Annotated in this window: 26 protein-coding genes; 12 read left to right on the top strand and 14 right to left on the bottom strand. The window is 60.2% G+C overall.

Features of this window, described 5'->3' with window-relative positions:
* Positions 1-37: 37 nt before the first annotated feature.
* The 3 genes from I8E17_RS08930 to uvrB form a co-directional block, all read right to left on the bottom strand.
* Positions 38-1141 carry an adenylate/guanylate cyclase domain-containing protein gene (locus I8E17_RS08930; protein ID WP_069613121.1) on the bottom strand — a complete coding sequence of 368 codons (1104 nt, stop codon included), beginning with the start codon at positions 1139-1141 and terminating at the stop codon, positions 38-40.
* A 158-nt stretch (positions 1142-1299) separates the two neighbouring features.
* Positions 1300-1755 (bottom strand): SRPBCC family protein, encoded by a 456-nt coding sequence (locus I8E17_RS08925; RefSeq protein WP_069613120.1) that lies wholly within the window; start codon positions 1753-1755, stop codon positions 1300-1302.
* A gap of 200 nt (positions 1756-1955) precedes the next feature.
* Positions 1956-4742: an excinuclease ABC subunit UvrB gene (uvrB, locus tag I8E17_RS08920; RefSeq protein ID WP_069613119.1), complete on the bottom strand. Its 2787-nt coding sequence runs from the start codon at positions 4740-4742 to the stop codon at positions 1956-1958.
* Between the two features lie 283 nt (positions 4743-5025).
* Here uvrB and I8E17_RS08915 point away from each other — a divergent pair, with 283 nt between their 5' ends.
* Complete coding sequence (locus I8E17_RS08915) at positions 5026-6276, top strand: MFS transporter (RefSeq protein ID WP_069613118.1); 1251 nt, start codon at positions 5026-5028, stop codon at positions 6274-6276.
* Between the two features lie 53 nt (positions 6277-6329).
* Here the strand turns inward: I8E17_RS08915 and I8E17_RS08910 are convergent, their stop codons facing one another.
* From I8E17_RS08910 to I8E17_RS08890, 5 genes are all read right to left on the bottom strand, one after another.
* Positions 6330-6923 (bottom strand): hypothetical protein, encoded by a 594-nt coding sequence (locus tag I8E17_RS08910; RefSeq protein WP_229002096.1) that lies wholly within the window; start codon positions 6921-6923, stop codon positions 6330-6332.
* Positions 6924-7037: 114 nt separating this feature from the next.
* Positions 7038-8105, bottom strand: a complete 1068-nt coding sequence (locus tag I8E17_RS08905; protein ID WP_069613117.1) for a tetratricopeptide repeat protein — start codon at positions 8103-8105, stop codon at positions 7038-7040.
* Between the two features lie 44 nt (positions 8106-8149).
* Positions 8150-9742 (bottom strand): tetratricopeptide repeat protein, encoded by a 1593-nt coding sequence (locus tag I8E17_RS08900; protein ID WP_069613116.1) that lies wholly within the window; start codon positions 9740-9742, stop codon positions 8150-8152.
* A gap of 122 nt (positions 9743-9864) precedes the next feature.
* Positions 9865-10455 (bottom strand): hypothetical protein, encoded by a 591-nt coding sequence (locus I8E17_RS08895; protein WP_069613115.1) that lies wholly within the window; start codon positions 10453-10455, stop codon positions 9865-9867.
* A 4-nt stretch (positions 10456-10459) separates the two neighbouring features.
* Complete coding sequence (locus tag I8E17_RS08890; RefSeq protein ID WP_069613114.1) at positions 10460-10849, bottom strand: acyl-CoA thioesterase; 390 nt, start codon at positions 10847-10849, stop codon at positions 10460-10462.
* 241 nt (positions 10850-11090) lie between these two features.
* On the opposite strand from I8E17_RS08890, the gene I8E17_RS08885 reads away from it, so the two are divergent.
* From I8E17_RS08885 to I8E17_RS08860, 6 genes are all read left to right on the top strand, one after another.
* The gene (locus I8E17_RS08885; protein WP_069613113.1) at positions 11091-12284 is read left to right on the top strand and encodes an extensin family protein; all 1194 of its coding nucleotides are present in this window, start codon (positions 11091-11093) and stop codon (positions 12282-12284) included.
* Positions 12285-12390: 106 nt separating this feature from the next.
* Positions 12391-12645 (top strand): hypothetical protein, encoded by a 255-nt coding sequence (locus tag I8E17_RS08880; RefSeq protein WP_069613112.1) that lies wholly within the window; start codon positions 12391-12393, stop codon positions 12643-12645.
* Between the two features lie 386 nt (positions 12646-13031).
* The gene (locus tag I8E17_RS08875; protein ID WP_069613111.1) at positions 13032-13958 is read left to right on the top strand and encodes an ABC transporter ATP-binding protein; all 927 of its coding nucleotides are present in this window, start codon (positions 13032-13034) and stop codon (positions 13956-13958) included.
* Positions 13955-14716: an ABC transporter permease gene (locus I8E17_RS08870; protein WP_069613110.1), complete on the top strand. Its 762-nt coding sequence runs from the start codon at positions 13955-13957 to the stop codon at positions 14714-14716. The genes I8E17_RS08875 and I8E17_RS08870 overlap by 4 nt, the downstream gene beginning before the upstream one ends.
* A 75-nt stretch (positions 14717-14791) precedes the next feature.
* Entirely contained in the window at positions 14792-16117 is a 1326-nt protein-coding gene (locus I8E17_RS08865; RefSeq protein ID WP_069613109.1) for a Mur ligase family protein, read from the top strand.
* A gap of 2 nt (positions 16118-16119) precedes the next feature.
* Positions 16120-16644, top strand: coding sequence for a GNAT family N-acetyltransferase (locus I8E17_RS08860; RefSeq protein ID WP_069613108.1), 525 nt, complete (start codon positions 16120-16122; stop codon positions 16642-16644).
* A 30-nt stretch (positions 16645-16674) separates the two neighbouring features.
* Here I8E17_RS08860 and I8E17_RS08855 read toward each other — a convergent pair whose 3' ends face one another.
* The 4 genes from I8E17_RS08855 to I8E17_RS08840 form a co-directional block, all read right to left on the bottom strand.
* Positions 16675-17580, bottom strand: coding sequence for an EamA family transporter (locus tag I8E17_RS08855; RefSeq protein WP_069613107.1), 906 nt, complete (start codon positions 17578-17580; stop codon positions 16675-16677).
* 94 nt (positions 17581-17674) lie between these two features.
* A complete protein-coding gene (locus I8E17_RS08850; RefSeq protein ID WP_069613106.1) occupies positions 17675-18376 on the bottom strand; it encodes a TIGR02281 family clan AA aspartic protease in 702 nt (233 codons plus the stop codon).
* Positions 18373-18594 carry a DUF1289 domain-containing protein gene (locus I8E17_RS08845; protein WP_069613105.1) on the bottom strand — a complete coding sequence of 74 codons (222 nt, stop codon included), beginning with the start codon at positions 18592-18594 and terminating at the stop codon, positions 18373-18375. Before I8E17_RS08845 ends, I8E17_RS08850 begins: the two co-directional genes overlap by 4 nt.
* Positions 18595-18613: 19 nt before the next feature.
* Positions 18614-19390 (bottom strand): adenosylcobinamide-GDP ribazoletransferase, encoded by a 777-nt coding sequence (locus I8E17_RS08840; protein WP_083258185.1) that lies wholly within the window; start codon positions 19388-19390, stop codon positions 18614-18616.
* Positions 19391-19517: 127 nt separating this feature from the next.
* Between I8E17_RS08840 and cobT the strand changes: the two genes are divergently transcribed.
* Both cobT and I8E17_RS08830 read left to right on the top strand, forming a co-directional pair.
* Positions 19518-20534 (top strand): nicotinate-nucleotide--dimethylbenzimidazole phosphoribosyltransferase, encoded by a 1017-nt coding sequence (gene cobT / locus I8E17_RS08835; protein ID WP_069613103.1) that lies wholly within the window; start codon positions 19518-19520, stop codon positions 20532-20534.
* A 185-nt stretch (positions 20535-20719) separates the two neighbouring features.
* On the top strand, positions 20720-21112 hold the full coding sequence (locus tag I8E17_RS08830) for a diacylglycerol kinase (RefSeq protein ID WP_069613102.1): 393 nt from the start codon (positions 20720-20722) through the stop codon (positions 21110-21112).
* Positions 21113-21234: 122 nt separating this feature from the next.
* On the opposite strand, the gene I8E17_RS08825 is transcribed toward I8E17_RS08830, so the two are convergent.
* The gene (locus I8E17_RS08825) at positions 21235-22764 is read right to left on the bottom strand and encodes a HAMP domain-containing sensor histidine kinase (RefSeq protein WP_069613101.1); all 1530 of its coding nucleotides are present in this window, start codon (positions 22762-22764) and stop codon (positions 21235-21237) included.
* 123 nt (positions 22765-22887) lie between these two features.
* On the opposite strand from I8E17_RS08825, the gene I8E17_RS08820 reads away from it, so the two are divergent.
* The 3 genes from I8E17_RS08820 (at position 22888) to I8E17_RS08810 (ending at position 24641) form a co-directional block, all read left to right on the top strand.
* Complete coding sequence (locus tag I8E17_RS08820; RefSeq protein ID WP_069613100.1) at positions 22888-23457, top strand: thermonuclease family protein; 570 nt, start codon at positions 22888-22890, stop codon at positions 23455-23457.
* Positions 23454-24086: a uracil-DNA glycosylase family protein gene (locus I8E17_RS08815; RefSeq protein ID WP_069613099.1), complete on the top strand. Its 633-nt coding sequence runs from the start codon at positions 23454-23456 to the stop codon at positions 24084-24086. Before I8E17_RS08820 ends, I8E17_RS08815 begins: the two co-directional genes overlap by 4 nt.
* Before the next feature lie 66 nt (positions 24087-24152).
* Entirely contained in the window at positions 24153-24641 is a 489-nt protein-coding gene (locus I8E17_RS08810) for an Lrp/AsnC family transcriptional regulator (RefSeq protein WP_069613098.1), read from the top strand.
* Positions 24642-24703: 62 nt separating this feature from the next.
* On the opposite strand, the gene I8E17_RS08805 is transcribed toward I8E17_RS08810, so the two are convergent.
* Positions 24704-25576: an NAD(P)-dependent oxidoreductase gene (locus I8E17_RS08805; protein WP_069613097.1), complete on the bottom strand. Its 873-nt coding sequence runs from the start codon at positions 25574-25576 to the stop codon at positions 24704-24706.
* Between the last annotated feature and the right edge of the window lie 132 nt (positions 25577-25708).

Raw genomic sequence — 25708 nt, 5'->3', positions numbered from 1 at the left:
GGTGCATTATTGACCACCGGCCCTCCTTGTGATCACATCATTCGACGAATGATGCTCTTACTGAAGAGCCCGCTTCTCCGACCGAATTGCGAGCTAGAGTAAACACCGCACAAGCCTCCGCAATCCCCCGCAGTTCGTGACTCCCCAAGGCCAGAAGCGGCATCGTTGTCTCGGCTGCGACCGACCCCGAAACAAGGATATTGTGTCCGAGCGGCTTGCAGAGGCCCTCCAGCCGGCTGACGAGGTTGACGGCGGGGCCGATGGCGGTGAAGTCCAGCCGGTCGGCAGCGCCGATGTTGCCCCAGAGCATATCGCCGAAATGCAGCGCGACGCCAAAGGGGAGCGGCGGCAGACCTTGGCTTGTCCGCGTCGCGTCGAGATGCGCCATGCCGGCGCGTATGGCGGTGGCGGCGCGCAAGGCGGCTTCACAGGCTTCCTTCGGTGTTCCAATGACCGGGAAGATTGCCAGTACGCCATCGCCCATGAATTTCAGCACTTCGCCGCCGAAGGCATGCACGGCTCCGGCGACGCGGTCGAACCAGGCATCGAGTGCCGCGATCATAACGGTCGGTTCCGTCGCTTCGGAAAGGGCGGTGAAATCCCGCAGATCGGCGCAGAGCAGGGCTGCGCGGATGGTCTCGCCGCTATTGCGGCTGAGTGCACCGGCCTGCACCCGCGCCGCACTTCTGCGGCCGAGATAGGCTTCGAGCAGGGTCGATAAAGTGGCGCGAGCGGTCAACCCCGCCAAAGGGGCTGCCGCAAATCGGGCGATCTCGCGCAGGTTTTCCGCTTCGAAGGCGGTGAAGGGCCGGGTGCCAGCCCAGGCAAGCACGGAATTGCCGGGCGCAATCCCGATCGTTTCCTCGCATATCGGGCCGAGATCGCCCAGCCAATCGCGGCCGGCCTGTCCGAGCGCCGTGCCGGCAAAGCCAAGAGCTTCGGTCACTGCGCCGGTTTCGGCGCGCCAGAGCCATGTATGCTGCGTGATGATCGGATGCGGCGCGGCAAGCGTCAAGGCGCTGCCGGCAAGCGGGAGACCGGCAGCCAACAGGTGTCCGCCCAGATCGGCCAGGAAGCGTTCGGGGCTGGGCGAGGTGCCGGCTTCGTCGACCAGCCAGGCAAGGGGGGCGGGCAAATCCATGCGGCGATCATGCCATGGCGCTTGCTGGCTGTCATCCGTGCCGGTGAGACCATGCCGACGGCCTTGGAAAGCAGAATGAGACTGGCAACCGCTGTCGCCGGTCGGTGATATTATGGCTTTCCAGCGTCCAGCCCGATGACGCCGCGCTCAAGATCTCGTCAACTTCTGCCGTCGTGACCGCGCATGGGGTCCGGACCGGGATCGCGTCCGGCGGCCACTGCGGCCATGCGGTCGAGATAATGCGCCCAACCCTTTGCGTGCGCTTCGCATTGTTCGACGGTCGGAAGGCCGGTATGGGTGAGACGCACCAGCGTTCCATCCGGCTGCTCTATCAGGTCGATCTCCACGAGGGTCGATCCGGGAGGCACTTCCTCGCTGCCATCCCAGCCAAAGCTATAGGCGAGGCGGTGTACCGGCACGACTTCGCGGAAAGTGCCCCGCGCGGCACGGGCGCCGGTGACGTTGACGAGATAGATGCCGCCGGGCTGCGGCTCCGTGCGCGCTTCCGTCCCCATCCAGCGCAGGATCTTTTCGGGATCGGTCAGCAATGCGAATATGGCCGCAGGCGGCGCCGAGACATGGGTCTCGCGACGGACGATCAAAGGCTCGGACATCAGTCTTTCTCCCCAGGTTGCTATCGCTTCCCACTGGCCCGGTAAGCGCTCAAGCGCCTTCCGTCTCCCCCGTAGGCCCCTTCATATGATGGCATGTAGCGTCTGCGGCCTCGTCAACAAGGCATTGCCATGTTCGCAGACCTCTCAGCCTTCGTAAATCGGCAGCACCGGGCAGTATATATCCGATAATCGTGGTCGCCTTATCGGCCGGGCCGCCCCGTCTTGCCTTTTGTCCGCCCCTTGCGCTGCTTCTCGTCCACCGGGTCCTCATAGGAGCCGACGCCCGGCTTTGCCCGGGTGATCGGCTTGTCCGGTAGCTTGCCGGTGACAGGCTTTTCGGTGCGGCCGACGGTCATCTCATCCAGCGTATTCTTACGGAAGAGCGGCGTGCCGGCATCGCCGCCCGGACCCATTTCGTCAAGGCTGGGCTTGGCGAAATAGGATCGGGAATCCGGCGCCGGCGGCGCACGCTTGCCCGTTGCGGAACCGCGGCTTTCGAGGCTCTTTGCCTCCTCGCGGGCGAGCGGATCGTCCATGGCGGCGAGCTCGACGGCCTTGAGGCGCTTGATCTCGTCGCGCAGCCTTGCGGCCTTTTCGAAGTCCAGGTCGGCGGCAGCATCGCGCATGGATTTTTCCAGCGCGTTGAGATGGGCCTGCAGATTGTTGCCGACGAGATGGCCGCCATCGGCAAAGCCCTTGCCGGAGGCGCCGCCGATATCGGCGCGGACATGGTCCTTCTCGTAGACGCTGTCGAGGATGTCGGAAATCTTCGCCTTGACCGATTCCGGCGTGATGCCGTGTTCCTTGTTGTAGGCCATCTGCTTTTCGCGGCGGCGATTGGTCTCGTCCATCGCCCGCTGCATCGAGCCGGTAATGGTATCGGCGTAAAGGATGACCTTGCCGTCGACATTACGCGCGGCGCGGCCGATCGTCTGGATCAACGATGTCTCCGAGCGCAGGAAGCCTTCCTTGTCGGCATCGAGAATGGCGACGAAGCCGCATTCGGGAATGTCGAGACCCTCGCGCAGCAGGTTGATGCCGACGAGCACGTCGAAGGCGCCGAGGCGAAGATCGCGGATGATCTCGATGCGTTCCAACGTGTCGATGTCGGAGTGCATGTAGCGCACGCGCACGCCTTGTTCGTGCAGATATTCCGTCAGGTCCTCCGCCATGCGCTTGGTCAGCACAGTGCAAAGCGTGCGATAGCCCTTGGCGGCGGTTTCGCGGATTTCGCCAAGCACGTCGTCAACCTGCGTGCGGGCCGAACGGACCTCCACCGGAGGATCGATGAGGCCGGTCGGGCGGATGACCTGTTCGGCGAAGACACCGCCGGATTGCTCCATCTCCCAGCCGCCGGGTGTTGCCGACACCGCGATCGTGTCCGGGCGCATGGCGTCCCACTCCTCGAAACGCAGCGGACGGTTGTCCATGCAGGAGGGCAGGCGGAAGCCGTATTCGGCAAGCGTCGCCTTGCGGCGGAAGTCGCCTCTGTACATGCCGCCGATCTGAGGCACGGTGACGTGGCTTTCATCGATGAAGATGATGGCGTTATCGGGAATGTATTCGAACAGCGTCGGCGGCGGCTCGCCGGGATTGCGACCGGTCAGATAGCGCGAATAGTTCTCGATGCCCTGGCAGGAGCCGGTGGCCTCAAGCATTTCGACGTCATAACGGGTGCGCTGCTCCAGACGCTGCGCTTCCAGCAGGCGGCCGGCCTTTTCCAGCTCCGCAAGGCGCAGTTTCAGCTCTTCCTTGATCGCCTTGATGGCGCCGTTCAGCGTCGGGCGCGGTGTTACATAGTGCGAATTGGCGTAGATCTTCACCGATTTCAGGTCACCGGTCTTCTGGCCGGTGAGGGGGTCAAATTCGGTGATGGCGTCGATCTCGTCGCCGAACATGGAAATGCGCCAGGCAGCATCCTCCAGGTGGGCCGGAAAGATTTCGATCGTGTCGCCGCGAACGCGGAAGGAGCCGCGCGTGAAATCGATGTCGCGGCGCTTGTATTGCTGCGCCACGAGGTCGGCCAGCAGCTGCCGCTGATCGAGCCGGTCGCCGACATTCATCTGGAAGGTCATGGCCGTATAGGTCTCGACCGAGCCGATACCGTAGATGCACGAGACCGAGGCGACGATGATACAGTCGTCACGTTCCAGCAGTGAACGCGTCGCCGAGTGGCGCATGCGGTCGATCTGCTCGTTGATCGAGCTCTCCTTCTCGATATAGGTGTCCGAGCGCGGCACATAGGCTTCCGGCTGGTAGTAATCGTAGTAGGAGACGAAATACTCGACCGCGTTGTCCGGGAAGAAGTTCTTGAATTCGGAATAGAGCTGGGCCGCCAGCGTCTTGTTCGGCGCGAGGATGACGGCCGGGCGCTGCGTCGCCTCGATCACCTTGGCCATGGTGAAGGTCTTGCCGGAGCCGGTGACGCCGAGCAGCACCTGGTTGCGGTCACCGTTTTGCAGCCCTTCGACGAGATCGCGGATCGCCGTCGGCTGGTCGCCAGCCGGCTGATATTCCGAGGCCATGCGGATCTCGATGCCGCCTTCGGATTTTTCCGGGCGGGCAGGACGGTGCGGCGTCCAGATCTTGCCGTTCTTATGCAGCGGGTTGCCGCTCTCGATCAGCTTTGACAGGGCTTCTACAGTCGCCGTTACGCCGCTCGTCGAAATCTTGTCGGCATCTTCAAGCGCGATATCGAGGCCGGAGACCGGATTGAGGCCGGCGGCGGCGCGTGTTTTGGGGTCGGTCGACCCACCCATGGAGACGCCGCGCGCGGTCTTGCCGGCGGTGATTTCCACCTTCTTGCGGTGCTTGCCGGCTTTCGAGGCAATCTCGCGCTGGGTTTCGACGCTGGATGCTTCCGCATCGGCTTCGAGCTGTTTCACCCAGTCGGCGACACTGCCGCTGAGCGGCGCGCCTTCGAACGATGCCTGCGGCGCCTCTTCGAAACCGGTCGCGGCGGGGTATTTTTTCGATGATTTGGCCATGGGGCGAATATGGCGACAGATCGCGCGGATGTGAAGGGGTAAAGAGTACAAAAGGGAAACAAAATGGCGGATTTTTCCATTCGCCGGCGATGTCAAATATGTTACAACCCAAGAGCGGCCGATGCGTTATCGCTGATCCAAAGTCCGCATAGCGCGATCCTCGCAGGCGCCAAGGGAGGAGCCAGCCGCAACGTCGACATGCCCGGCCAGTGCCGGGTTCCCCCAGCTTCGACGGCATCCGGTATTGCCCGCCTCGCCGCCGCCATCCGGTCGGAGGATCATGATGACCGCATTGGATAGCTTACGTTCCCTGTCCCCCCAGCAACGAAACACCGTGATCGCAGCCTATCTGGGCTGGACATTGGACGCTTTCGATTTCTTCATTTTGGTTTTCGTTCTCAAGCATATAGCCGAAGAATTTCACACGGATGTCCCCGCGGTTGCCGTGGCGATCTTCCTCACCCTTGCCATGCGGCCTCTTGGTGCCCTGATCTTCGGACTCGCGGCGGATCGTTTCGGCCGGCGCGCGACCCTGATGGTCGACGTGCTGCTTTACTCCGTATTCGAATTTCTGACAGGCTTTTCTACCGGCTTGACGATGTTCCTCGTGCTGCGCGCGCTCTTCGGCGTTGCCATGGGCGGGGAGTGGGGTGTCGGCGCGTCGCTCGTGATGGAAACCATACCCGAGGACTCGCGCGGCCTTGTGTCCGGTATTCTGCAGGCCGGTTATCCCTCGGGCTATCTGCTCGCCTCGATCGTCTTCTTTCTGCTGTTCCCGATCATCGGCTGGCGCGGCATGTTCTTCGTCGGCGCGGTGCCGGCGCTGCTGGTGCTCTATATCAGGCGCAATGTGGAGGAATCTCCGGCTTTCCTTCAGCGGCAGGCCAAGCCGCAGCGGCCGTTCCTCACCGTATTGCGCGAGAATATCCCACTGTTCATCTGGGCGGTGCTTCTGATGACAGCATTCAACTTCTTCAGCCACGGTACACAGGACCTCTATCCGACATTCCTGGAAGCTCAGCGGCAATATGATTCATATACCGTCGGTGCTATCGCCATCGTCTACAATATCGGCGCGATTGTCGGCGGCCTGACTTTCGGCTCTTTGTCGCAGCGTTGGGGCAGGCGGCGGACCATTGTCATCGCGGCGCTGCTGGCCATTCCGGTCGCTCCGCTCTGGGTCTGGGGTCAGGGACCCGTGATGCTCGCAATCGGCGCCTTCCTGATGCAGTTGTTCGTGCAGGGCGCCTGGGGCATCATTCCGGTACATCTCAATGAATTGTCGCCGGATGAGGTGCGCGGCACCTTCCCCGGATTTGCCTATCAGCTCGGCAATCTGCTGGCTTCAGGCAATGCTTCGATCCAGGCGGGATTGGCGAAGCGGTGGAGCGGCGACTATGCCCTGGCGCTGTTGATCGTGGCCTGTATCGTCGCCGTGGTCGTCGCTGTTTTCGCCGGCTTTGGCTTCGAGAAGAAGGGTGTTCGGTTTGGCGGGAAGGGTGCAGGCCAAGCGGATAGCGCCGTGCAGGCCTGAACAGATTCGCCATCAAGGTCACGAGGGCCGGCTGATATCGCTGGCCCTTTCGTTTATTTTCCGCAAATTTCCGAGATCTTGGCCTGGGCGAAGCCGCGGGCTAGCTCCTGCAGTCCACCGACCGAGGATATCAGTTCGCCGATCGGGCCATTGATGCCGAGATGCAGGTCGGTGATGTGGCATGCGCCGACATCGACGGTCATGGAGGCATCGAGTTCGCCCTTGATCGTCGTCTTTAGCACGCCGTGCGATTTGCATGCCATCTCGGCACGCGCGTTGATCTGGACACCGCCGTTCGGGCCGTCGCAGATATCGAGGGATTTCACCTCGAACTTGTCCTTGTGATCGACACCGGGCAGCTTCTTGCAGGGATCGGCCTCGTTCACGGATTTCTCGATCTCCGGGCCGAATTTGCTCTGCAGCAGCGACCAGCATGAGCCGGGCGCGGCCTCCGCCGGCATTGCCGTTATCGGAAGCGGAGAGAGCTGCAGCACGACCGCTGCCGTCAGCGCAGCCATGCGAAGCGTTGGTAGGGGCGAGACGGGGAACACGGGATATTTCAGGTTCACGACGATCGATCCTCTCAGGAAAAGAAGTAGCAAATCAGGCCCGGTGTGGCGACAGTCTTCCATCTCTTCCTTCGTCAAGGCAATCCCCCTGATGATGACCGTCCGATAGGTATCCGCATGGTTTGCCGCGCTCTACCGGGAGCAAGGCAATGATCGAAGGCATGAGAGATCACTGGTCGGCCAGTAAAGCGCTCAAATCGGAATAGTCTGTCCACCGGAGGGAGCTTCCGGCGGCTCCGTGTCTCCGTCGTAACCCAGATGCTTCGCCTTGCGGAACCACTCCGCTGCCTTGGCGGCATTAGCGGCAACGCCATCGCCGTCGCGGTACATCATGGCGAGATTATAGGCCGCGCCGGCATAGCGATGTTCGGCTGCCCGCTCGAACCAGTAGATCGCCTTCGGACCGTTCTTGGTGACGCCCTCACCGTCGCGGAACATAACGCCGAGATTGTATTCGGCCTCGACATCATTCTGCGCCGCTGCTTTCAGGAACCATGTGATCGCCTCGGCCTGATCCCGCCTGATCCCGTCGCCATCGGCATACATGGCACCGATATTGAACTGCGCGCTAGCATCGCCCTGTTCGGCGGCCTTCTTGAACCAGGAGAAGGCTGCAGCGCCATCCTTGGTGACGCCTTCGCCGTCGCGATACATGATCCCCAGATTGTATTGCGCCTCGACTTTTCCCTGCTCGGCCGCCTTGCGATACCAGTTGACGGCCTTGCTCTTGTCCTTGTCCGTGCCGTCGCCCTGGTCATACATGGTGCCGACATTGAACTGAGCATCGGCATCACCCTGTTCGGCCGCTTTGCTGTACCAGGCAAACGCCTGCGGCTTATCCTGCGCTACGCCTTGGCCCGTGTCGTAGACGACGCCGAGATTATATTGTGCATTGAGGTATCCCTGTGCCGCAGCCTTCTTGTACCAGACAATGGCCACGCTCTTGTCGGCGGTGACGCCTTCGCCCTGGTCGTACATGGTGCCGACATTGAACTGCGCTTCGGCATTGCCCTGATCGGCGGCCTTCTTGTACCAGCTGAGGGCAAGCGTAAGATTCTTTTCGACGCCGTTGCCGTCCTCGTACATTTGTCCGAGCTTCAGCTGTGCGGCAACGTTGCCCTTGTTTGCCAGGGGGCGCCAGTAATCCAAGCCCGATTTGATATCGCCGCGATCGTAGCTGTTTCGTCCGACATCGGCTTGTGCCGTTCCCATGGACGCCAGCGCGAAGAGCAAACCTGCTGCCCCCTTCTTCCAATTCACGATTTACCCCTCAATCGAAATTCGTTGAATTAACATGTCGAGCTCTAAGGCACGAGCACCATCAGCAAATGAAACAAGAGCCAGCCCGTGCTGACGCCCGAGCGCTTTTTGCCGGCGGTCCCATGGCCCAGCGGTCCGAGATCCTTGATCGGGCCGTCGCCATTGGCTTCCATGTAGGTGAGTCCATGCTGCGCTTCCGGTAATCCCTTTGCCGCCGCCTTGTTGAACCAGTCGGCTGCGATCTTGGAGTCCTTTGGCACGCCATAACCGTTATAATACAGATATCCAAGACCGTATTCCGCTCGAGCGTCGCCCTGATCGGCGGCTTTGTGAAACAGAGCGGCCGTTTGGCCATAGTCCTTGGGAACGCCGGCGCCCTGATAATAGAGGTAGGCGAGGGCATATTCGCCTTGTGAATTGTTCTGGTCGGCCGCCTTGCGGTACCAGCTTGCGGCGGCCGATTTGTCAGCTGTCGTCCCCTGACCGTTTTCATACATGTAGCCAAGTGCGTATTGGGCGTCAGCATGACCCTGGCCGGCGGCTTTCTGGAACCAGTCAAAGGCCTTGCCATAGTCCCTGCCAATGCCCCGGCCGGCCGCATACATGTAGGCGAGGGCATATTGACCCTGTGCGTCGCCTTGTTCGGCGGCCTTGCGATACCATCTCGCCGCGCTGTCATCGTCGGTCTTCACGCCCTGGCCGTTGGCATAGAGGTAGCCGATGGCATATTGGGCGTCGGGGCGGCCCTGATCGGCAGCTTTGCGATACCATTGCAGTGCCTGCCTGTAGTCCCGGGCGACGCCTATCCCGTTTGCAAGACTGTAGCCGACGGCGTATTGCGCGTCAGCGCGTCCTTTTATCGCTGCCTTCATATACCAGGAATAGGCTTCGGCATCGTTCCGTTCGACACCCTTGCCATTGGCATAGGCATAGCCGACCGCATACAGGCCTTGCGCGCTTCCTTGGTCGCCGGCCTTTTTATACCAGGCGACGGCCTGCTCCTGGTTTTCTTCCGTGCCTTGGCCGTTATCATACATATGGCCGATGGCGTACTGGGCATCGGGCCGGCCTTGGTCGGCCGCTTTGCGATACCAGCCGAGTGCGATCGCCTCGTCCTGATGCACGCCGAGGCCATTGGCATACATGTAGCCGAGCGCATATTGCGCCTGCGCCTGTCCCTGAGCGGCGGCTTTCTGGTACCAGGTGACGGCGTTTTCATTACTGACAGCCATACCACGGCCATTGGCATAGGAATAGCCGATGGCATATTCAGCATCGGCATTGCCGTTTTGCGCCGCCCTCAAATACCAGTCGTTTGCCTGTTTGAGATCCGCATCGACGCCCCGGCCGCTCGCATACATGTAGGCCAGTGCATATTGCGCCTGTGCATTGCCTTGGTCCGCCGATTGTCGATACCAATCGATGGCCTGAGCGTCGTCCTGCTCCACGCCCTGACCGTTGGCGTAGCGGTAGCCGAGACCGTATTGGGCGGCTGCGTTGCCCTGCTTTGCGAACTCCACCCAATATTTCAGATCGATCGCGGTATTGGCGGGGCCTGGGGCAGGATCCTCGGCGCGAGCAAGCCAGGGCAGCGAAAGAGCGAGCGCCAACCCCAATGCGTAGCTCTTTGTCTTCAAGGCTTCAGTCTCCCACCTGCGTCCCGGACGTAATCGATCTGAACAATATGGCGATGTCTTGGTCAAGGGATCGCAGGAACCCAAATGGCAGCGGTTTTTGATGCCTATACCGGATGCGACCGCTATACCGGAAGCACGTCGTAGAGGCGGAAGATCCATGTGATCTGATAGATCAGTCCGATGATCACGAATGCTGCCTGGAAGCGTCGGTTGGCGGTGATCGAGGCAATGATGCACAGGATGACGTAGACGACATTGCGTATTGGATATTCCCAGCCGAGAGAACGAAAATAGGCCTCTCCCTTCAACAATGTGTCGATGAGGTCGACGGCGTAGGTGACGGCGAGCAGGCCGAAGAACCAATGACGGCGGGAGATGAAATATTCCTCGAAGCCGCCGTAATCCTCGACCGACGGCGGATTGAGCAATACGCAGAGGAAATAGAAGAGGCAGCAGAAGCAGATGAGAAAGAGGTAGACACCAAAATTGATCTGCGCGACGGATTGCAGCCGATACTCCCACCACCAAAAATGGATGATGAAAAGGAACATGGACAATACCCAGCCGATATGGACGAGGTAGATCTTGTTCTTGCCCGGTGCCTGCACGAATCCGGCAAGCCGGGTCAGAAGCTGGGCGAGCGAAAGGCCGATCACCATGCTCATGACCGTCCTGATATAGACGTAGACTTCCGGTGTGTGCGCGGAATCCATCGCGTCAGCTCTCCTCTGGTACAGCCTTCGGCAAGCCGCTTTCATCGAGCGCGACCATGATGAAGGTCGCAGCCGTGACTTTCTCCAGGCTGTTATAACGGGCGCGGTGTGCCCATGCTTCGACGCTCAGCGTGATCGAGGTACGGCCGACGCGTTCGATATCGGTGAAGACGCTCAACGTATCGCCGATCTTGACCGGCAGTTCGAAGGCCATCTCCTTGACCGCTGCCGTGACCACGCGTCCACGCGCCCGCTCGGCTGCGCGGATGCCGCTTGCCAAGTCCATCTGCGCCATGACCCAGCCGCCGAAAATATCGCCGGCAGGATTGGCGTCGGCGGGCATGGCGAGCGTGCGCAATGTCAGCTCGCCTCTCGGTTTGACGCTGTCATTCATTCTTCTGCTCCTGTTCACGGTCGATTCCGACAATCAGCCTATGCAATCCTGCCGCGATGGAAAAGCCATGCTGGCATTTCCATGGAGGACTCCTGTGGGTCACGCGCTTTGCTTCAGGCGATTCCATGCTCACGCGGTACCGTTGTAAAACAGCGGGACCCCTGCGGTAAGCTTTCGTTCACCCTTCCCATTTAGGATTTGTAATCGTTACCGACCGTGGCTGGGGCAGCGGATCAGGACTATGGCCATTTTACCCATTCTACGGCGGGTCGCGCTGCCATTGCTGTTGTCGTCGGCGCTGGTCGCCTGTACGGCAGATAGCCTCGTGCCGCCTTCTGGCATCGACAGCTCCTCGCGCGTCGGCTCGATCAAGCCGCATCGCAGCGTGCCGCAAAGGCAATTCGCCTACCAAGGGGTACAGGATCCCGTCGTTTCCGCGTCGAGCAATTACAAAAGCGGCGGTCCCGTTCGTTCCAGCGGAACGGGTGAGGCGGTGACCACGACGGATGTCGAGGCCGGCTTAGCGCAGCAGTCGGATATCCCCTCCCAGGGTGTCAACATGGACGCCGAGCTTGGCGTCAGTCCGAGTGAGGAGGCGCAATCCGCCTCGGTGGTAGGATTGGCGCAGGAGGAGCAGCAGAACATTGCCGAAGGTCAGTCCGACCAGCCCGTGGTCGACGGTATCGGCACCGATGCGCCGGTACAGACCAACCGCTCGGTCGTGCAGCGCCCGGCCGCGCAGGCCGAGCTCAATCAGTCGCGGATACCGAGGCAGTTGCCGGGAACGCAAGTCGCGATGCTGCCGCGTGTCGAAAATCCGATACCGCGCCTCGATCAGCAGTTCGAAGCGCCGCAATCGACGCCGGGGATGATGCCGCCTTCGGAAATCGCCTGCCGTCAGGAATTGCAGCGCATGGGTGTTATCTATACCGACAAGCCGGCGATCTCGAACGGTCCTGCATGTCAGGTTCCCTATCCGGTTTCGCTGAGCGGCCTTTCCGGCAATATCGCGGTCCGACCGGCGGTGACCTTGAATTGCCAAGTGACGCTCGCCTTCGCCAAATGGGTAAAGAACGAACTCGCCCCAGCCGCACGCACGCGCTATTGGACCGGCATCGCCACGATCGTACCGCTCGGCGGCTATTCCTGCCGCCGTATGAACAATAGCCGGCAACGCTATAATCCGATGTCGGAGCATGCGCATGGCAACGCCATCGACGTCGGTACCTTCGTCCTGAAGAACGGCCATGTGATCGATGTGCGGAAGAAGGGCTTGTTCTCCTTCCGGGAAGGGCGGTTGCTCAAAGCGGTGCGCAGTGACAGCTGCCGCTATTTCGATACCGTGCTCGGCCCCGGCAGCAATCCGGAGCACTGGAACCACTTTCATTTCGACCTCAGGGACCGAAAGGGCGGCCGGCGCTATTGCAGCCTTTGATTGGCCCTTTGCCGGAACAGCATCTACACTTGTCAAACGGGAAAGCTGATTTACCTTTCGACGGAATCGCGCTCAATTGCGCGCATTGGGTGCCAGAGAGGGGTTCATGGAAGACGTACCAAGACGAAAGAAAAGCCTGGGAAGGGCGCTCCTTGCTGCACTGATTGCCATCATTATCGTCATCGGCGGCCGCTGGTACGCTTATGTCGCCTATGCCGACGATCCGTTCGATGAAGTCGGCATCGGTCTCAACTCCATGATGCCCGGACCCATTCGCGACAAGGGTTGTGCGATGCTGAAGGCACGCTTCGAGCACAAGACGCTGCCGCCGGCCGGATGCGGCGTCAACGGCAACTGGTAACGGTCGTTTTCCCGATCGTAAGCTGGCAAAAAGAAAAAAGCCGGCTGAGCCGGCTTGAGCGGAGCACGGCAACGACGGGGAATCTTCGCCGGCTCCAGAAAAGAACTTCATGTTGCAATGATGATGCACGCAATATGAATGCGAAGGCAATAAATCGGCCAATACAACAGGCGCTGACGGTGTCGCCAAGAGGCGTTGGGCGGAGTTGCGACAAGCGTTGCTCACCTAAGGAGCTATATGCCCGACGAAGGTCACGATTTGATGACAGCTTATTCCGCTTAGGCGAACGCTGTGTTTCACTACCGTGGGGTGGTAAAAGCCCAAGACCGGCTATATAGCGGGCAAACGCCGCGAAATTCATCACAAAAGCCGGACTTTGCCTGACTATGGCTGCGATCATTTCCATACGCAATCTTACGAAAACCTATGCCAACGGATTCCAGGCGCTGAAGGGCATTGATCTCGATATCGAGCGGGGCGAAATCCTGGCACTGCTGGGGCCGAATGGTGCGGGCAAGACGACGCTGATTTCCATCGTCTGCGGGATTGCCAATCCGAGCGGTGGGTCTGTGACCGTCGGCGGTTATGACGTCGTGCGCGATTTCCGCGCCACGCGCAGCCTCATCGGCCTCGTACCGCAGGAATTGACGACCGATCAGTTCGAAACCGTGTGGAACACGGTCAGCTTTTCGCGCGGGCTTCACGGCAAGAAGCCCAACCCCGAATATATCGAGAAAATTCTCCGCGATCTTTCGCTCTGGGAGAAGAAGGACAACACGCTTCGCCAGCTATCCGGCGGCATGAAGCGGCGTGTGCTGATCGCCAAGGCGCTGTCGCATGAGCCGGAGATCCTCTTCCTCGATGAGCCGACGGCCGGTGTCGACGTGACGTTGCGCAAGGACATGTGGCATGTAGTCGAGCGCCTGCGCGCTTCCGGCGTCACGATCATTCTGACGACGCATTACATCGAAGAGGCGGAGGAGGCCGCCGATCGCGTCGGCGTCATCAATGGCGGCGAGCTGCTGCTTGTGGAGGAGAAGAAGGCGCTGATGGCCAAGCTGGGCCGCAAGCAGCTCATTCTCGATCTGAACGAGCCGCTCCACGCCGTACCGCAGTCCCTCGACGGCAACGGGCTTTCGCTTGGCCCGAACGGCCTGACGCTCGTTTATGATTTCGATACTCGGCACGAACAGTCCAGTATCGCGGCTCTGCTGTCGAAACTCGCCGCCGAGGGAATTCATTTCAAGGATCTTTCGACGCGCCAGAGTTCGCTCGAGGATATTTTCGTATCGCTGGTGGAGGCGGGCAAATGAACTTCGAAGCGATCAAGTCTATCTATTCGTTCGAAATGGCCCGCACGCGTCGCACTCTGCTGCAGAGCGTCGTCTCGCCAGTCATTTCCACATCGCTCTATTTCATCGTCTTCGGTGCCGCGATCGGTTCGCGCATCAATCTGGTCGAGGGCGTTTCCTATGGGGCGTTCATCACGCCGGGCCTGATCATGCTGACCTTGCTTGGGCAGTGCATCAGCAACGGCTCCTTCGGCATCTACTTCCCGAAGTTTACCGGTACCATCTACGAGGTGCTATCGGCGCCTGTGGCCATGACCGAGATCGTGCTCGGCTATGTGGGCGCGGCGGCGACCAAGGGGATGCTGATTGGCCTGATCATCCTCGCCACGGCAAGTTTCTTCGTCGAGATCAGGATCGAGCATCCCCTTATGATGATCCTGTTCTTCGTGCTGACGGCAGTCACCTTCAGCCTGTTCGGCTTCATGATCGGCATCTGGGCCGGAAATTTCGAGCAGCTGAACCTTATCCCGATGCTGGTCGTGCCGCCGCTGACCTTCCTCGGCGGCAGCTTCTATTCGATCAACATGCTGCCGCCCTTCTGGCAGGCGGTCAGCCATCTCAACCCGGTCCTCTATCTGGTTAGTGGTTTCCGCTGGAGCTTCTACGGCATCGCCGATGTCAATCCGGGCTTGAGCCTTGCCATGATCACGCTCTTTCTCGTCATCTGTCTGATCATCCTGGGGTGGATTTTCCGGACCGGCTATCGCTTGAGAAATTGATGGCGGTGCCTGGCCCATAGGCCTAAGAAGACCTGCGGCTTTGCGGCCGCAACAAAATGGTCCAGGAAGCATTCAATGTCGCAGGCTCATCTCAATCCCTCGCTGCCCCAGGCACTCTCCCGGCTCGATCAACTGACCAACTGGGAGCGCAAGCCGCGCGGGGAGATGCGGGTCGGTCTTGAGCCGATGTTCGACCTCATGCAGCGCCTGGGTAATCCACATCGCAGCTTTCGCGCCATCCACGTTGCCGGCACCAAGGGCAAGGGATCTGTCTCGGCGCTCATCGAAGCGGGATTACTGCGGGCCGGCTGGCGCGTCGGTCGCTACGCATCACCGCATGTCGACCGAGTGAACGAGCGTGTCAGTATTCTTGGCCAGGAAGTCGAGGATGATGCGCTGGCGACGGCGATCATGCAAGTTCTGGACAGCTATGAGAGCGCGAAGCAGGCGGCAACCGCCGCCGAGGATGCCACCTGGTTCGACGTAATAACGGCTGCTGCTTTCGTCGTCTTCCGGGATGCTGGTTTGGATTGGGTTGTGGTTGAGGTTGGGCTGGGCGGCAGGTTGGATTCCACCAATGTGGTCTTCGGCGAAGTCGCGATCGTGACCAATATCGGCCTTGAGCATACCGAAATTCTTGGGGTCACGCGCGAGGCGATCGCGGGCGAGAAGGTCGGCATATTGAAACCGGGCGCCACGCTTGCCACCACGCTTGCTATCGATGATGCCGCGGGAAAGGTCTTGCAGCAGCGTGCCGATGAGCTTGGCTGCCAGATCCTGCGAACCGATCTTCCCGAAGATGCGACGATCGCCGCAACGAATATCGCGCTGGTCGGCCTTGTATTCGATTATCTCGGTCGGCAGGGCGTGCAGACGGCGGGCAAAAAGGGGCAGCCGGTCGGCGCGTGGCTGCTCGAACCGGCCGTTATCGACAAGGCGCGGCTGCCGGGGCGGATGGAGCGCTTCGACCTTTCCCTACCACCCACGCTGCGAAGCGGGCGGCAGAGCTTGCCCATCATCATGGATGGCGCGCATGTGCCGTTCAATATCGAAGCAGTCCTGCGCGATATCACGCGCTCGTCCAGCGTCAGCGGCGATTGCGTCGCCGTCGTCGCACTTGCATCCGACAAGGATGCTCCCGGCTTCTTGAACGTGCTCTCGCAATACGTGGCCCATGCGGTCTTTACGGAAGCGTCCGGATCGGGCCGCGCCCATGCGGCGACGGAGCTGGAGGCATTGGCGATCTCGATGGGTATGGCCTGCGAAGCCGAGCCCAACCCGCAGAAAGCGCTTCATCATGCCGTCGCGAAAGCTGCGGAGGTGGGCGGCTGGATCCTGGTGACGGGCTCGCTCTATCTTGTCGGCGCTCTGCGCGGAACTGTCCAGGGGAGTGTAGGGTGACGATGGAAATTACGATCAGGCCCGCTCTTGCCAACGATGTCGCCGAGATGGCGAGGCTGCATCGCGCGATCTGGTGCGACACCTATCGCGACCTGGTGTCTGCTGAGATTTATCAGGCTCTCGACGAGGATTTCCGCCGTCTGCGGTGGGCGGACATACTCGCAAATCCCCATCGGGATCAGCGCGTGCTTTTGGCCGAGCGGGGCGGGCGGCTTGTCGGTATCGGCGCGATCAACGCGCCGTCCGATGCCATATTCGAGGGGCGAGGCGAGATTAAGTCGCTCTATATCGATGCTTCCATCAAACGCCAGGGACTTGGCCGCCGTCTGATGCGAGAATTGGCGCGGGAACTTTTATCCATGGGCTATTCGGGTGCGGCGCTTGGTGTGGTTGTCGGCAACGAATCGGCGATTGCCTTTTATCGTGCGCTCGGAGGCCAATTGATCGGCCGGTACACGGATCCGGGTCCGGTCTGGCGTTCCGACAATTTCATTTTTGCATGGGACGATTTGTCCGTTCTGATCTGAGTGTCCCATGCAAGCCGATGAACGGCGATTTCATCCGGCTGCGATCCGCTTGCGTGGGGCGATGGTCATGGCCATGACGCCAGCCACGACACAGACAAGACCTATGGCTGCGGTCGGAGACAGAGGTTCGCCAAGGAAGACGACGCCGATGGTGACGCCGATCGGGACGCGCAGATAGGCTTGTGCCGTCGTGCCGACCGAGCCGAGGGTCTGGATAAGCCGGAAATAGATGCTGAAGGCAAGCGCGGTGGAGACGACCGACAGGCCAAGCAGTGCCAGGATTGAGGCTGTCGACGGCGCAATCTGCCAGGGATGTTCGACAATCAGGCTTGCCGGGATCAGGAGAGCGGCACCGCAAAGCAGGGAGCCGGCTGCCGGCATCATCGGGTCCAGCCCTTTGAAATTTCGGCCGAACAGTGCGGCGCAGGCATAGCAGATCGACGCCGCGACGACGGCAAGCTGCGGCAGCAGCTGGCGGCCCATTCCATGCAGCGCATCGAGGCCGATGATCAGGCAGATACCGGCCATGCCAGCAATCACGCCGAAAAGCTTGCGGCCCGTTAGCGGTTCGCTGCGCAGCACGAAGGCGGCAATCAGGAAGGTGAAAATCGGCGTCGTGGAATTCAATATGGTCGCAAGGCCGGCATCGACAGTCTGTTCCGCCCAGGCGATCAGCGTGAAAGGGATGGCGCTGTTGAGGCAGGATTGAATGAGGAAGCGCTTCCAGGTGGCGGCATCGCGCGGCAGGTTCAGACCACGCCAGCGAATGATCACAAGCAGGACAAGGCCGGCGATCAAGGTGCGGGCCGCTATCAGTGTGATCGGCGGGATGGTTGCTACGCCGATGCGGATGAAGGTGTAGGAGGCACCCCAGCAGGTGGCGAGGGCGAGGAGGAGAAGCAGTTCGGTCGTCAGGTTAGGTCTTGGCGGCGTCATAGGGGGCACTCTTGTAAGATTTGGACATGCCGTCTTTTAGAGCGAAGAGATCGGCGATTACTTCGCTCCCAACCGAACTATCGCGTTCGGTTCATCAGTCGCGCAGCCGAAGCTCGTCGGTTTGCATCTGCATCGACCCCAGGGTTTCGAGAAAGCTCATGCCGAGCAGGCTCTGATCGAGCTTGCCCGCTTCGGCCACGCTCGCCTCGACATCCCTGCGCTTGATCGGGCCGATTGCCACGGAGCCGAGTTCCACGGGAGCCGCCCTGGCGCGGCCGTTGGCGGTCAATACTGTCTGCGAATAGGTAAGGTTTTCCGGAATGATGCCGACGCGCTCGGCGTCCTCCTGCGATAAGGCGATGGTGCTGGCGCCGGTGTCGATCAGCATGTCGATCGACTGGCCATTGATCATGACCCGTGCTTCGAAATGCCCGTTCGAGCGCTTGTGAAGGATGACTTCCTGACCGCCTTCGCTCGTCGTGACGATAACGGCGTGGCCGGGTATAAGGCCGGCGAAGACGCGATTGCCGACCTGTTCGGCATCGTATCGATAAATATAGGCGGTCGCGAGCGCCATGATGATGACGAACCAGATCAGCAGATTGCGGATCGACTGGCTGACCGTATGCCGGCTCGCCCACACCGCGGCGCTCATCATCAGAGCGATCGGCAGAAGATAGACGACACGCGCGAAGTCGTCGTTGCGCATGCCGAAGGTGGAGCCGGTGTTATTGTTGAAGATGAGCAGTGCGAGGCCGATGCCGAGAATGGCGAGAACGATGTTCAGGCGGTTCATACGGCGCTGCGCTCCCGTGCCATCCTTTGGCGGCGCGTCTCCCGGCGCGGCTTGCGCTCGACCTTGGTCAGGCGCTCCGGAAGCATTTCCATGATCTGGCGGCGTTCGTCGTCGCTATAGCTCATCCACGCGCCGATTTCGGCCGACGTGCGGCCGCAGCCGAAGCAATAGCCGGTATTCTGGTCGATGGAGCAGACGAGGATGCAAGGTGTCAGCATGGGATCATATATCGATGCTTCAAATGCACATGGCAAGGGTACAGAGGGAAGCGATCTCGCAAATCTGCTGGGTCGCGCCGATCGTATCGCCCGTATGGCCGGTCAATTTCCGACGGACATATCCTGTGGCAAGAGATGTCGCGACGCTCGTCGTGAGAAGGCAGCCAACCAACGCCGGAACGCCCATGGCGGGACCGACGAGCAGTATCGCGAGGCCCAATGTCGCAATCAGCGCCAGCTGCATGGCATCGCCATCCGGCTTGCCTGCCGATGCCGCGGTCCCATCCGGCTTCGCGGATGGCAGGGCGTACCAATGCCAGACCATGGCACCGCGGCTCAAGGTGGCCGCCGCGAGAATTGCGACAGCGGCGTCCTCAGGCGGCAGATGCCGGGCGATGGCTGCAAGTGCCGCCGCCCGCAATCCGAACGACAGTATCAACGCTGCCGCCCCATAAGTGCCGATACGGCTATCCTTCATGATTTCGAGCGCGCGCTCGCGGTCCTTGCCGCCGCCCAATCCGTCCGCCGTGTCGCTGAGCCCGTCTTCATGGAGGGCGCCGGTCAGGATCGTCTGCACGGCAAGCGCCAGCAATGCGGCCATCAACGGATCGGCGTTGAGGGCGAGCAGCACGCTGAACGTCAGCGCCGAGGGCAGGGCGATCAGCAGGCCAGCAACGGGAAAAGCGCGTGAAACGCGCGAAAGCTTGCCGTCATGGCCTTCGAAGAAGGACGACGGCACGGGAATGCGGCTCAAGAATGCGACGGCGCGCGCGATGTCACGCATATATTCCCGCATTTCTTCCTCTCCCCGCCATACGCGCGACAGCATCGGGCGCTTTTGGAGTTGTTCGCACCGATTCCCAGGACTAATAGAGTCGCACGCAAAGAACCCGATTTGAGACCAAAAGACAAGGAACGCATTTATGAGCGTCAGCGGCCTCCCATTCGACGATTTCCGCGCATTGCTGCGCGACCTTCCAGGCCCGGATGCCCGGGCGCTCGTGGCCGCGCGCGAACGTGATGCGCAGCTCACCAAGCCGCCGGGCGCGCTTGGAAGGCTGGAGGAAATCGCTTTCTGGCTGGCCGCCTGGACTGGTCGTGCGCCGGCCGTAACCCGGCCGCTGGTGGCGATCTTTGCCGGCAATCACGGCGTCACCAAGCAGGGAATTACGCCGTTTCCGCCTTCCGTAACCCAGCAGATGGTGGAAAACTTCGCAGCCGGCGGAGCCGCGATCAACCAGATCTGCGTTGCCTACGATCTCGGCCTCAAGGTCTTCGACCTCGCCCTCGATTTCCCGACGGGCGATATCACCGAAGAACCGGCATTGAGCGAGCGCGACTGTGCCGCGACCATGGCCTTTGGCATGGAGGCGATTGCCGGTGGTACCGACCTGCTCTGCATCGGCGAAATGGGCATCGGCAACACTACGATCGCCGCGGCCATTCATTACGCGCTCCATGGCGGCAAGGCCGAAGACTGGGTTGGCCCAGGCACCGGCTCGGAAGGTGATATGCTGAAGCGCAAGATCGCCGCCGTCGAGAAGGCGGTGGCGCTGCATCGCGCTCATCTCAACGATCCGCTGGAAATCCTGCGCCGCCTCGGTGGCCGCGAGATCGCGGCAATGGCCGGCGCCATTCTCGCCGCACGCATGGAACGGATCCCTGTTATCATCGACGGTTATGTTGCGACGGCTGCCGCTTCCATTCTCAAGGCCGCGAATCCCTCTGCACTCGACCATTGCCTGATCGGGCACGTCTCGGCCGAGCCGGGTCATCTCCGCTCCATCGAGAAGCTCGGCAAGACGCCGCTTCTGGCGCTCGGCATGCGGCTTGGCGAAGGTACGGGGGCCGCACTGGCGGCCGGCATCGTCAAGGCTGCTGCAGCCTGCCATTCGGGCATGGCGACGTTCGAAAGCGCCGGGGTTACGAATAAGCACTGAAAACTTGGCGGCGAGACGTTGAAATAGGCGTTTCGCCGCTCAATTTCCCTGTGGATGATCGGTTTCTTGTCATAAATCTGCAATGAATTTTGAAGGCGGCGAGCGGCGTCGCCTTGCTTCGCCCACGGTGAGGCGGTATTCGCAAGGCATCCAGATGCAACCGGAACACTACGGGCGGAGCGCGAATGGCTGAATTTTCAAAATCTGCGGTCAACAAGGAGACCGGAATTCGGCATTTTTTCGCCGCTGCAGGCTACTCCTGGGGCGGATTTCAGCGGCTGTTGCAGGAATCGGCCTTTCGCCAGGAACTCCTTTTTGCCGGGGTGGGACTGATCCTGTTGATTGCGGTCGGCGCGACCATCGGCGAGATCGTCATCGCGATGGTGTTGTTCCTCGCGGTCTTCGCGATCGAAGCCATGAATACGGCGGTGGAAGAGGTGATCGACCGGATCTCGCCGGAGATTTCCAATGTCGGCAAACATGCCAAGGATCTCGGCTCGTTTGCCGTGCTCTGCATGCTGGTCGCGTCCGGCATCTACCTTCTTTATGTCATCGGCAGCCATCTGCTGTTTCGCTAGAGCAATTCCAGGAAAAGTACGTAGCGGTCTTCCGTCCGGAATTGCGAGACAACAAAGAAATAGCGCGGTTCAGAGATTCCGTGAAAAGCTGACGCGTCTAGCGATCAGCACCCGAGCTGCTTTTAAGCGAAGCTCTTCTTGCGGCGCTCGACAAAAGGAGCGTCTTCGACCGCCGGCAGGCTTTGAAGGACGCGTTTTGCCGGCAATATGGCTATGACCTCGGTGCCTTCCCGCAGCTTTGATTTCAGCATGAATTGACCGTCATGCTTGGCAAGAATGGCCTGTACGATCGGCAGACCAAGGCCAGTGCCCTGTTCGGCGCTCTTGATGGCGATGGAGCCCTGACCAAAGGCGGACAGGACAATCGGGATTTCCTCTTCGGGAATGCCAGGGCCATTATCCTTGATCGCTACATATTCGCCGCCGCCGGCGGTCCAGCCAACCTTCACGCTGATCTCGCCACCCTGCGGCGTGAATTTGACCGCGTTCGATAGAAGATTGAGGATCACCTGGCGCATTGATTTCTCATCGGCCCACACAGAAGGCAGCTGCGCTTCGAATTGCGATGAGATCGAAATGTTCTTGGCGCGGGCGCGCAGCTGCACCATGCCGATGCAATCCTCGGCAATATCGAGGAGGGAAATCGCTTCTTCGTTCAGCTCGTATTTGCCGGCCTCGATGCGCGAGAGATCGAGGATTTCGTTGATCAGGTTGAGCAGGTGCTGGCCGGATCGATGAATATCACTGGTGTACTCGCGATAGGTCGGATTGTTGAGCGGCCCCATAACCTCCGCCGACATGACCTCGGAAAAGCCGAGGATCGCATTCAGCGGCGTTCTAAGCTCGTGCGACATGGAAGCAAGAAAGCGCGATTTGGCGAGATTTGCTTCCTCGGCACGCCGGCGCGCTTCGTCAGACATCGACTTCGCGACTTCGAGCTCCGCGATCAGATCGTCCTTCTCCGATTGGAAGGAGAGGATCTTCAGGTTCGACTGATACATGCGGTTGGTGATGAAGCTGAAGAATATCACGGCAACCGAAATGGCTGCGGTGAGGGCGATATCGGAAGGTCTTCGCGTGAGGATCGCGGCCACGGCCAGCGCGACGGTCGCGGGTGCGAAGGAAAATGGAACGGCCCGCGGCAGCATGAAGCTGGACATGGCCGTAATGCAGATTGCCGCAAGCAGCGTCGTCCCTTTGTAGAAGGCGAAACTGTCGCCACCGCAGGTCGCACAATTTTGCACCGTGAAGAGCGCCCAACAGAAGCCGACGAGCAATTGTCCCAGCAAGAGCAGCTGCCGCCACTTTCTGGCGCTTTCGGCCGACATTTCCTGCTTCTTGGCGCGCCGTCCGATCAGCATGTTGATGGCATGGGCCGTCAGGATCGGAATGGTCCAGAAGAGAATGCCCGTATCGCGCGTCAGGTAGACACCGAGAACGGCAACCACGATGACGAAGATCGGCACCACGGCGGCACTCTGCCGCAAGGTGTCGATGTGCATCATCATCAGTTCGCGATCGAAATTGCGGCTATGGCCGCTTTGCAGGCGTTCGCGCGTTTGCCGCACGGCCTTCGACACAGCCCGGTTACGGTGACTGCGCGATCGGTCGACAATGTTTTTATCTGTCGATGTGCTGACGCCGGTGCTCATGGTTACATTGAAACTTGGCCTGCCTGAGGCTACACACTAGCCTTCAAATCTTAAGAAGATGCTGCGCCGAAATGATTTGTTTGCCATCTTCGCCAAGGATTTGTTCTTAAAGGAGGCAACAACGTGGTGCGGTCGGGCCGCCTGTTTCGTGACGGCGTGGTCACTTTCGCGCTGCTTGCCATCCTTGCATTATTCGCGTTGAAGATGAACAATCGACCGGAAATCGTTCAAAACGGCAAGTTTTATGTCATCGACGGCGACACGCTTTCCGCCAACGGCGAACGCTTGAGGCTGAAAGGTATCGATGCTCCTGAGTATCGGCAGCGCTGCCAGCGCAATGGCGCGGATTGGGCCTGCGGCGAAGAAGCGCGCAAGGCGCTTGCCACAATGATTAAGACAGGAGCGCCCGAATGCCGGGGATGGGAGAGGGATCGCTATGGTCGCCTGCTGGTGACATGCGTCGCCGGCGACCTCGATGTCAATGCCGCAATGGTGCGCGATGGCATGGCGGTTTCCTATGGTGCCTACGTCAGCGAAGAGCGCATCGCGCGGCAGGCGAAAGCCGGGCTTTGGGCCAGTGATTTCGAGAGGCCCAGCGACTATCGGCGCGAGGAGCGTATGGCTGATGGTAATGATTCGATTGCCGGATTGTTCGGCTATTTGCGCCAGCTTGTCGGATGGAGCGCCCCATGAAGCAGGAGAGCGAATTGCAGATCCTGCGTTCCGCGATTGCGGCCTGCCGTCTCTGTCGGGACGCACCGGCCAAGGGCGAGGCGGATCGCCTGCCGCATGAACCGCGTCCGGTTGCGACACTGTCGTCGACTGCGCGGATACTCATCGCAGGGCAGGCGCCGGGATTGCGCGTTCACGAGAGCGGCCTGCCATTCAACGATGCCTCGGGTGACCGTTTGCGTCAGTGGCTCGCGGTAGATCGCGAGAGCTTCTACAATCCGGACCATTTCGCCATAATGGGCATGGGCTTCTGCTTTCCGGGCTATGACATGACGGGAAGCGATCTGCCGCCGCGCAAGGAGTGTGCGCCGTTGTGGCGGCAGCGGGCGATGGATGCGATGCCGCAGATCGAATTGATCCTGACGATCGGTCAATATGCTCAGGCCTGGCATCTTGGGGCGGAGCGCATGGGGTCGATGACCGAGACGGTCGCGCAGTGGCGGCGTTACCTTCTAACCAACCGGTCGCCGTCCGTCCTGCCATTGCCGCATCCAAGTTGGCGCAACAGCGGCTGGCTGAAACGAAACCTCTGGTTCGAGGCCGAGTTGCTTCCCGTTTTGCAACAACGTGTGAAAAGCCTGCTTCCTTGAGAAAAAGTTTCTTTTCTATCGCTAAAAATAAGCTATAGAGAGAATATAATTCGAAGGATGCTTTAAATGGACCGTCTTGACCGCAAAATCCTGCGCCTGCTGCAGGAGGATTCCACTCTGGCCGTAGCCGATCTTGCAAAGAAGGTCGGTCTCTCGACGACGCCCTGCTGGCGCCGCATCCAGAAGATGGAGGAGGATGGCGTCATTCGCCGCCGAGTGGCCTTGCTCGATCCCGAGAAGGTCAACACGAAGGTCACTGTTTTCGTGTCCATCCGCACCAACAGCCATTCCATCGAATGGCTGAAGCGCTTTTCGGAAGTGATCGCCGATTTCCCGGAAGTGGTCGAATTCTATCGCATGAGCGGCGATGTCGACTATCTTCTGCGCGTCGTCGTTCCGGATATCGCTGCCTATGATGCTTTCTACAAGCGCATGATTGCCAAGATCGAAATCCGCGACGTCTCCTCGGCTTTCGCGATGGAGCAGATCAAGTACTCGACGGAACTGCCGCTCGATTACATGCTGCTGGAAAATGCCAAGTCCAACGAGGACTGACATGAACTGAGCGCCGTTTTGAAGAGGCGCTCAGCAGAAGCCGCTGATTTCGCTGCGGCCCTTTACTTCTTGTCCAGGCGCGCGAGCAGCGAGGAGGTATCCCAGCGATTGCCTCCCATCGCCTGGACGTCGCCGTAGAACTGATCGACGAGGGCCGTGAGCGGCAGCTTGGCTTTGTTGCGGCGAGCTTCCTCGAGCACGATGCTGAGATCCTTGCGCATCCAGTCCACTGCGAAGCCGAAATCATATTTGCCTGAAATCATGGTCTTGTGTCGGTTCTCCATCTGCCAGGAACCGGCGGCCCCCTTGGAAATCACCTCAACGACCTTCTCGATATCGAGGCCGGCCTGCTTGCCGAAGTGAATGCCTTCTGCCAGACCCTGGACGATGCCTGCGATGCAGATCTGGTTAATCATCTTGGTCAGTTGTCCCGCGCCGACAGGCCCCATCAGGCCGACCATGCGCGCATAGGCGTCGATGACGGGGCGGGCCTTTTCGAACACGGCTTCATCACCGCCGCACATGACGGTCAGTACGCCGTTTTCCGCGCCTGCCTGTCCGCCGGAGACCGGGGCGTCGATGAAGTCGACGCCTTTTTCCTTTGCGGCGGCGTAGAGTTCGCGAGCGACTTCAGCGCTCGCCGTCGTGTTGTCGATGAGCACGGAGCCCGCCTTCATGGTTGAAAGGACGCCGTTCTCGCCTGTCGTCACCGAGCGCAGGTCGTCGTCATTGCCGACGCAGGTGAAGACGAAATCGGCACCTTCAGCGGCCTGGGCTGGGGTAGGGGCGAACTTGCCGTCATATTGTTTGGCCCATGCCTCGGCCTTGGCGGTGGTGCGGTTGTAGACGGTGACGTCATGCCCGCCCTTGACCTTCAAGTGCCCGGCCATGGGATAGCCCATGACGCCCATGCCGATGAATGAGACCTTTACCATTTCATAACTCCCTGACCGAATTTGTTTCGAAGGCTTAGCCGAAAGGCCAGAGAGACGAAAGACCGATTTGTCGGGCAACTTGTCACCATGGCATGTGATTTGAAATCTCATTTCTAATTTTTGCATTTATTG

The organism is Rhizobium sp. AB2/73 (genome assembly GCF_020871915.1).
In the GTDB taxonomy this organism is placed as follows: Bacteria; Pseudomonadota; Alphaproteobacteria; order Rhizobiales; family Rhizobiaceae; genus Rhizobium; species Rhizobium dioscoreae.
The sequence above is the reverse complement of the archived record's forward strand: the minus strand, read 5'-3'. Positions and strand labels throughout refer to the sequence as shown.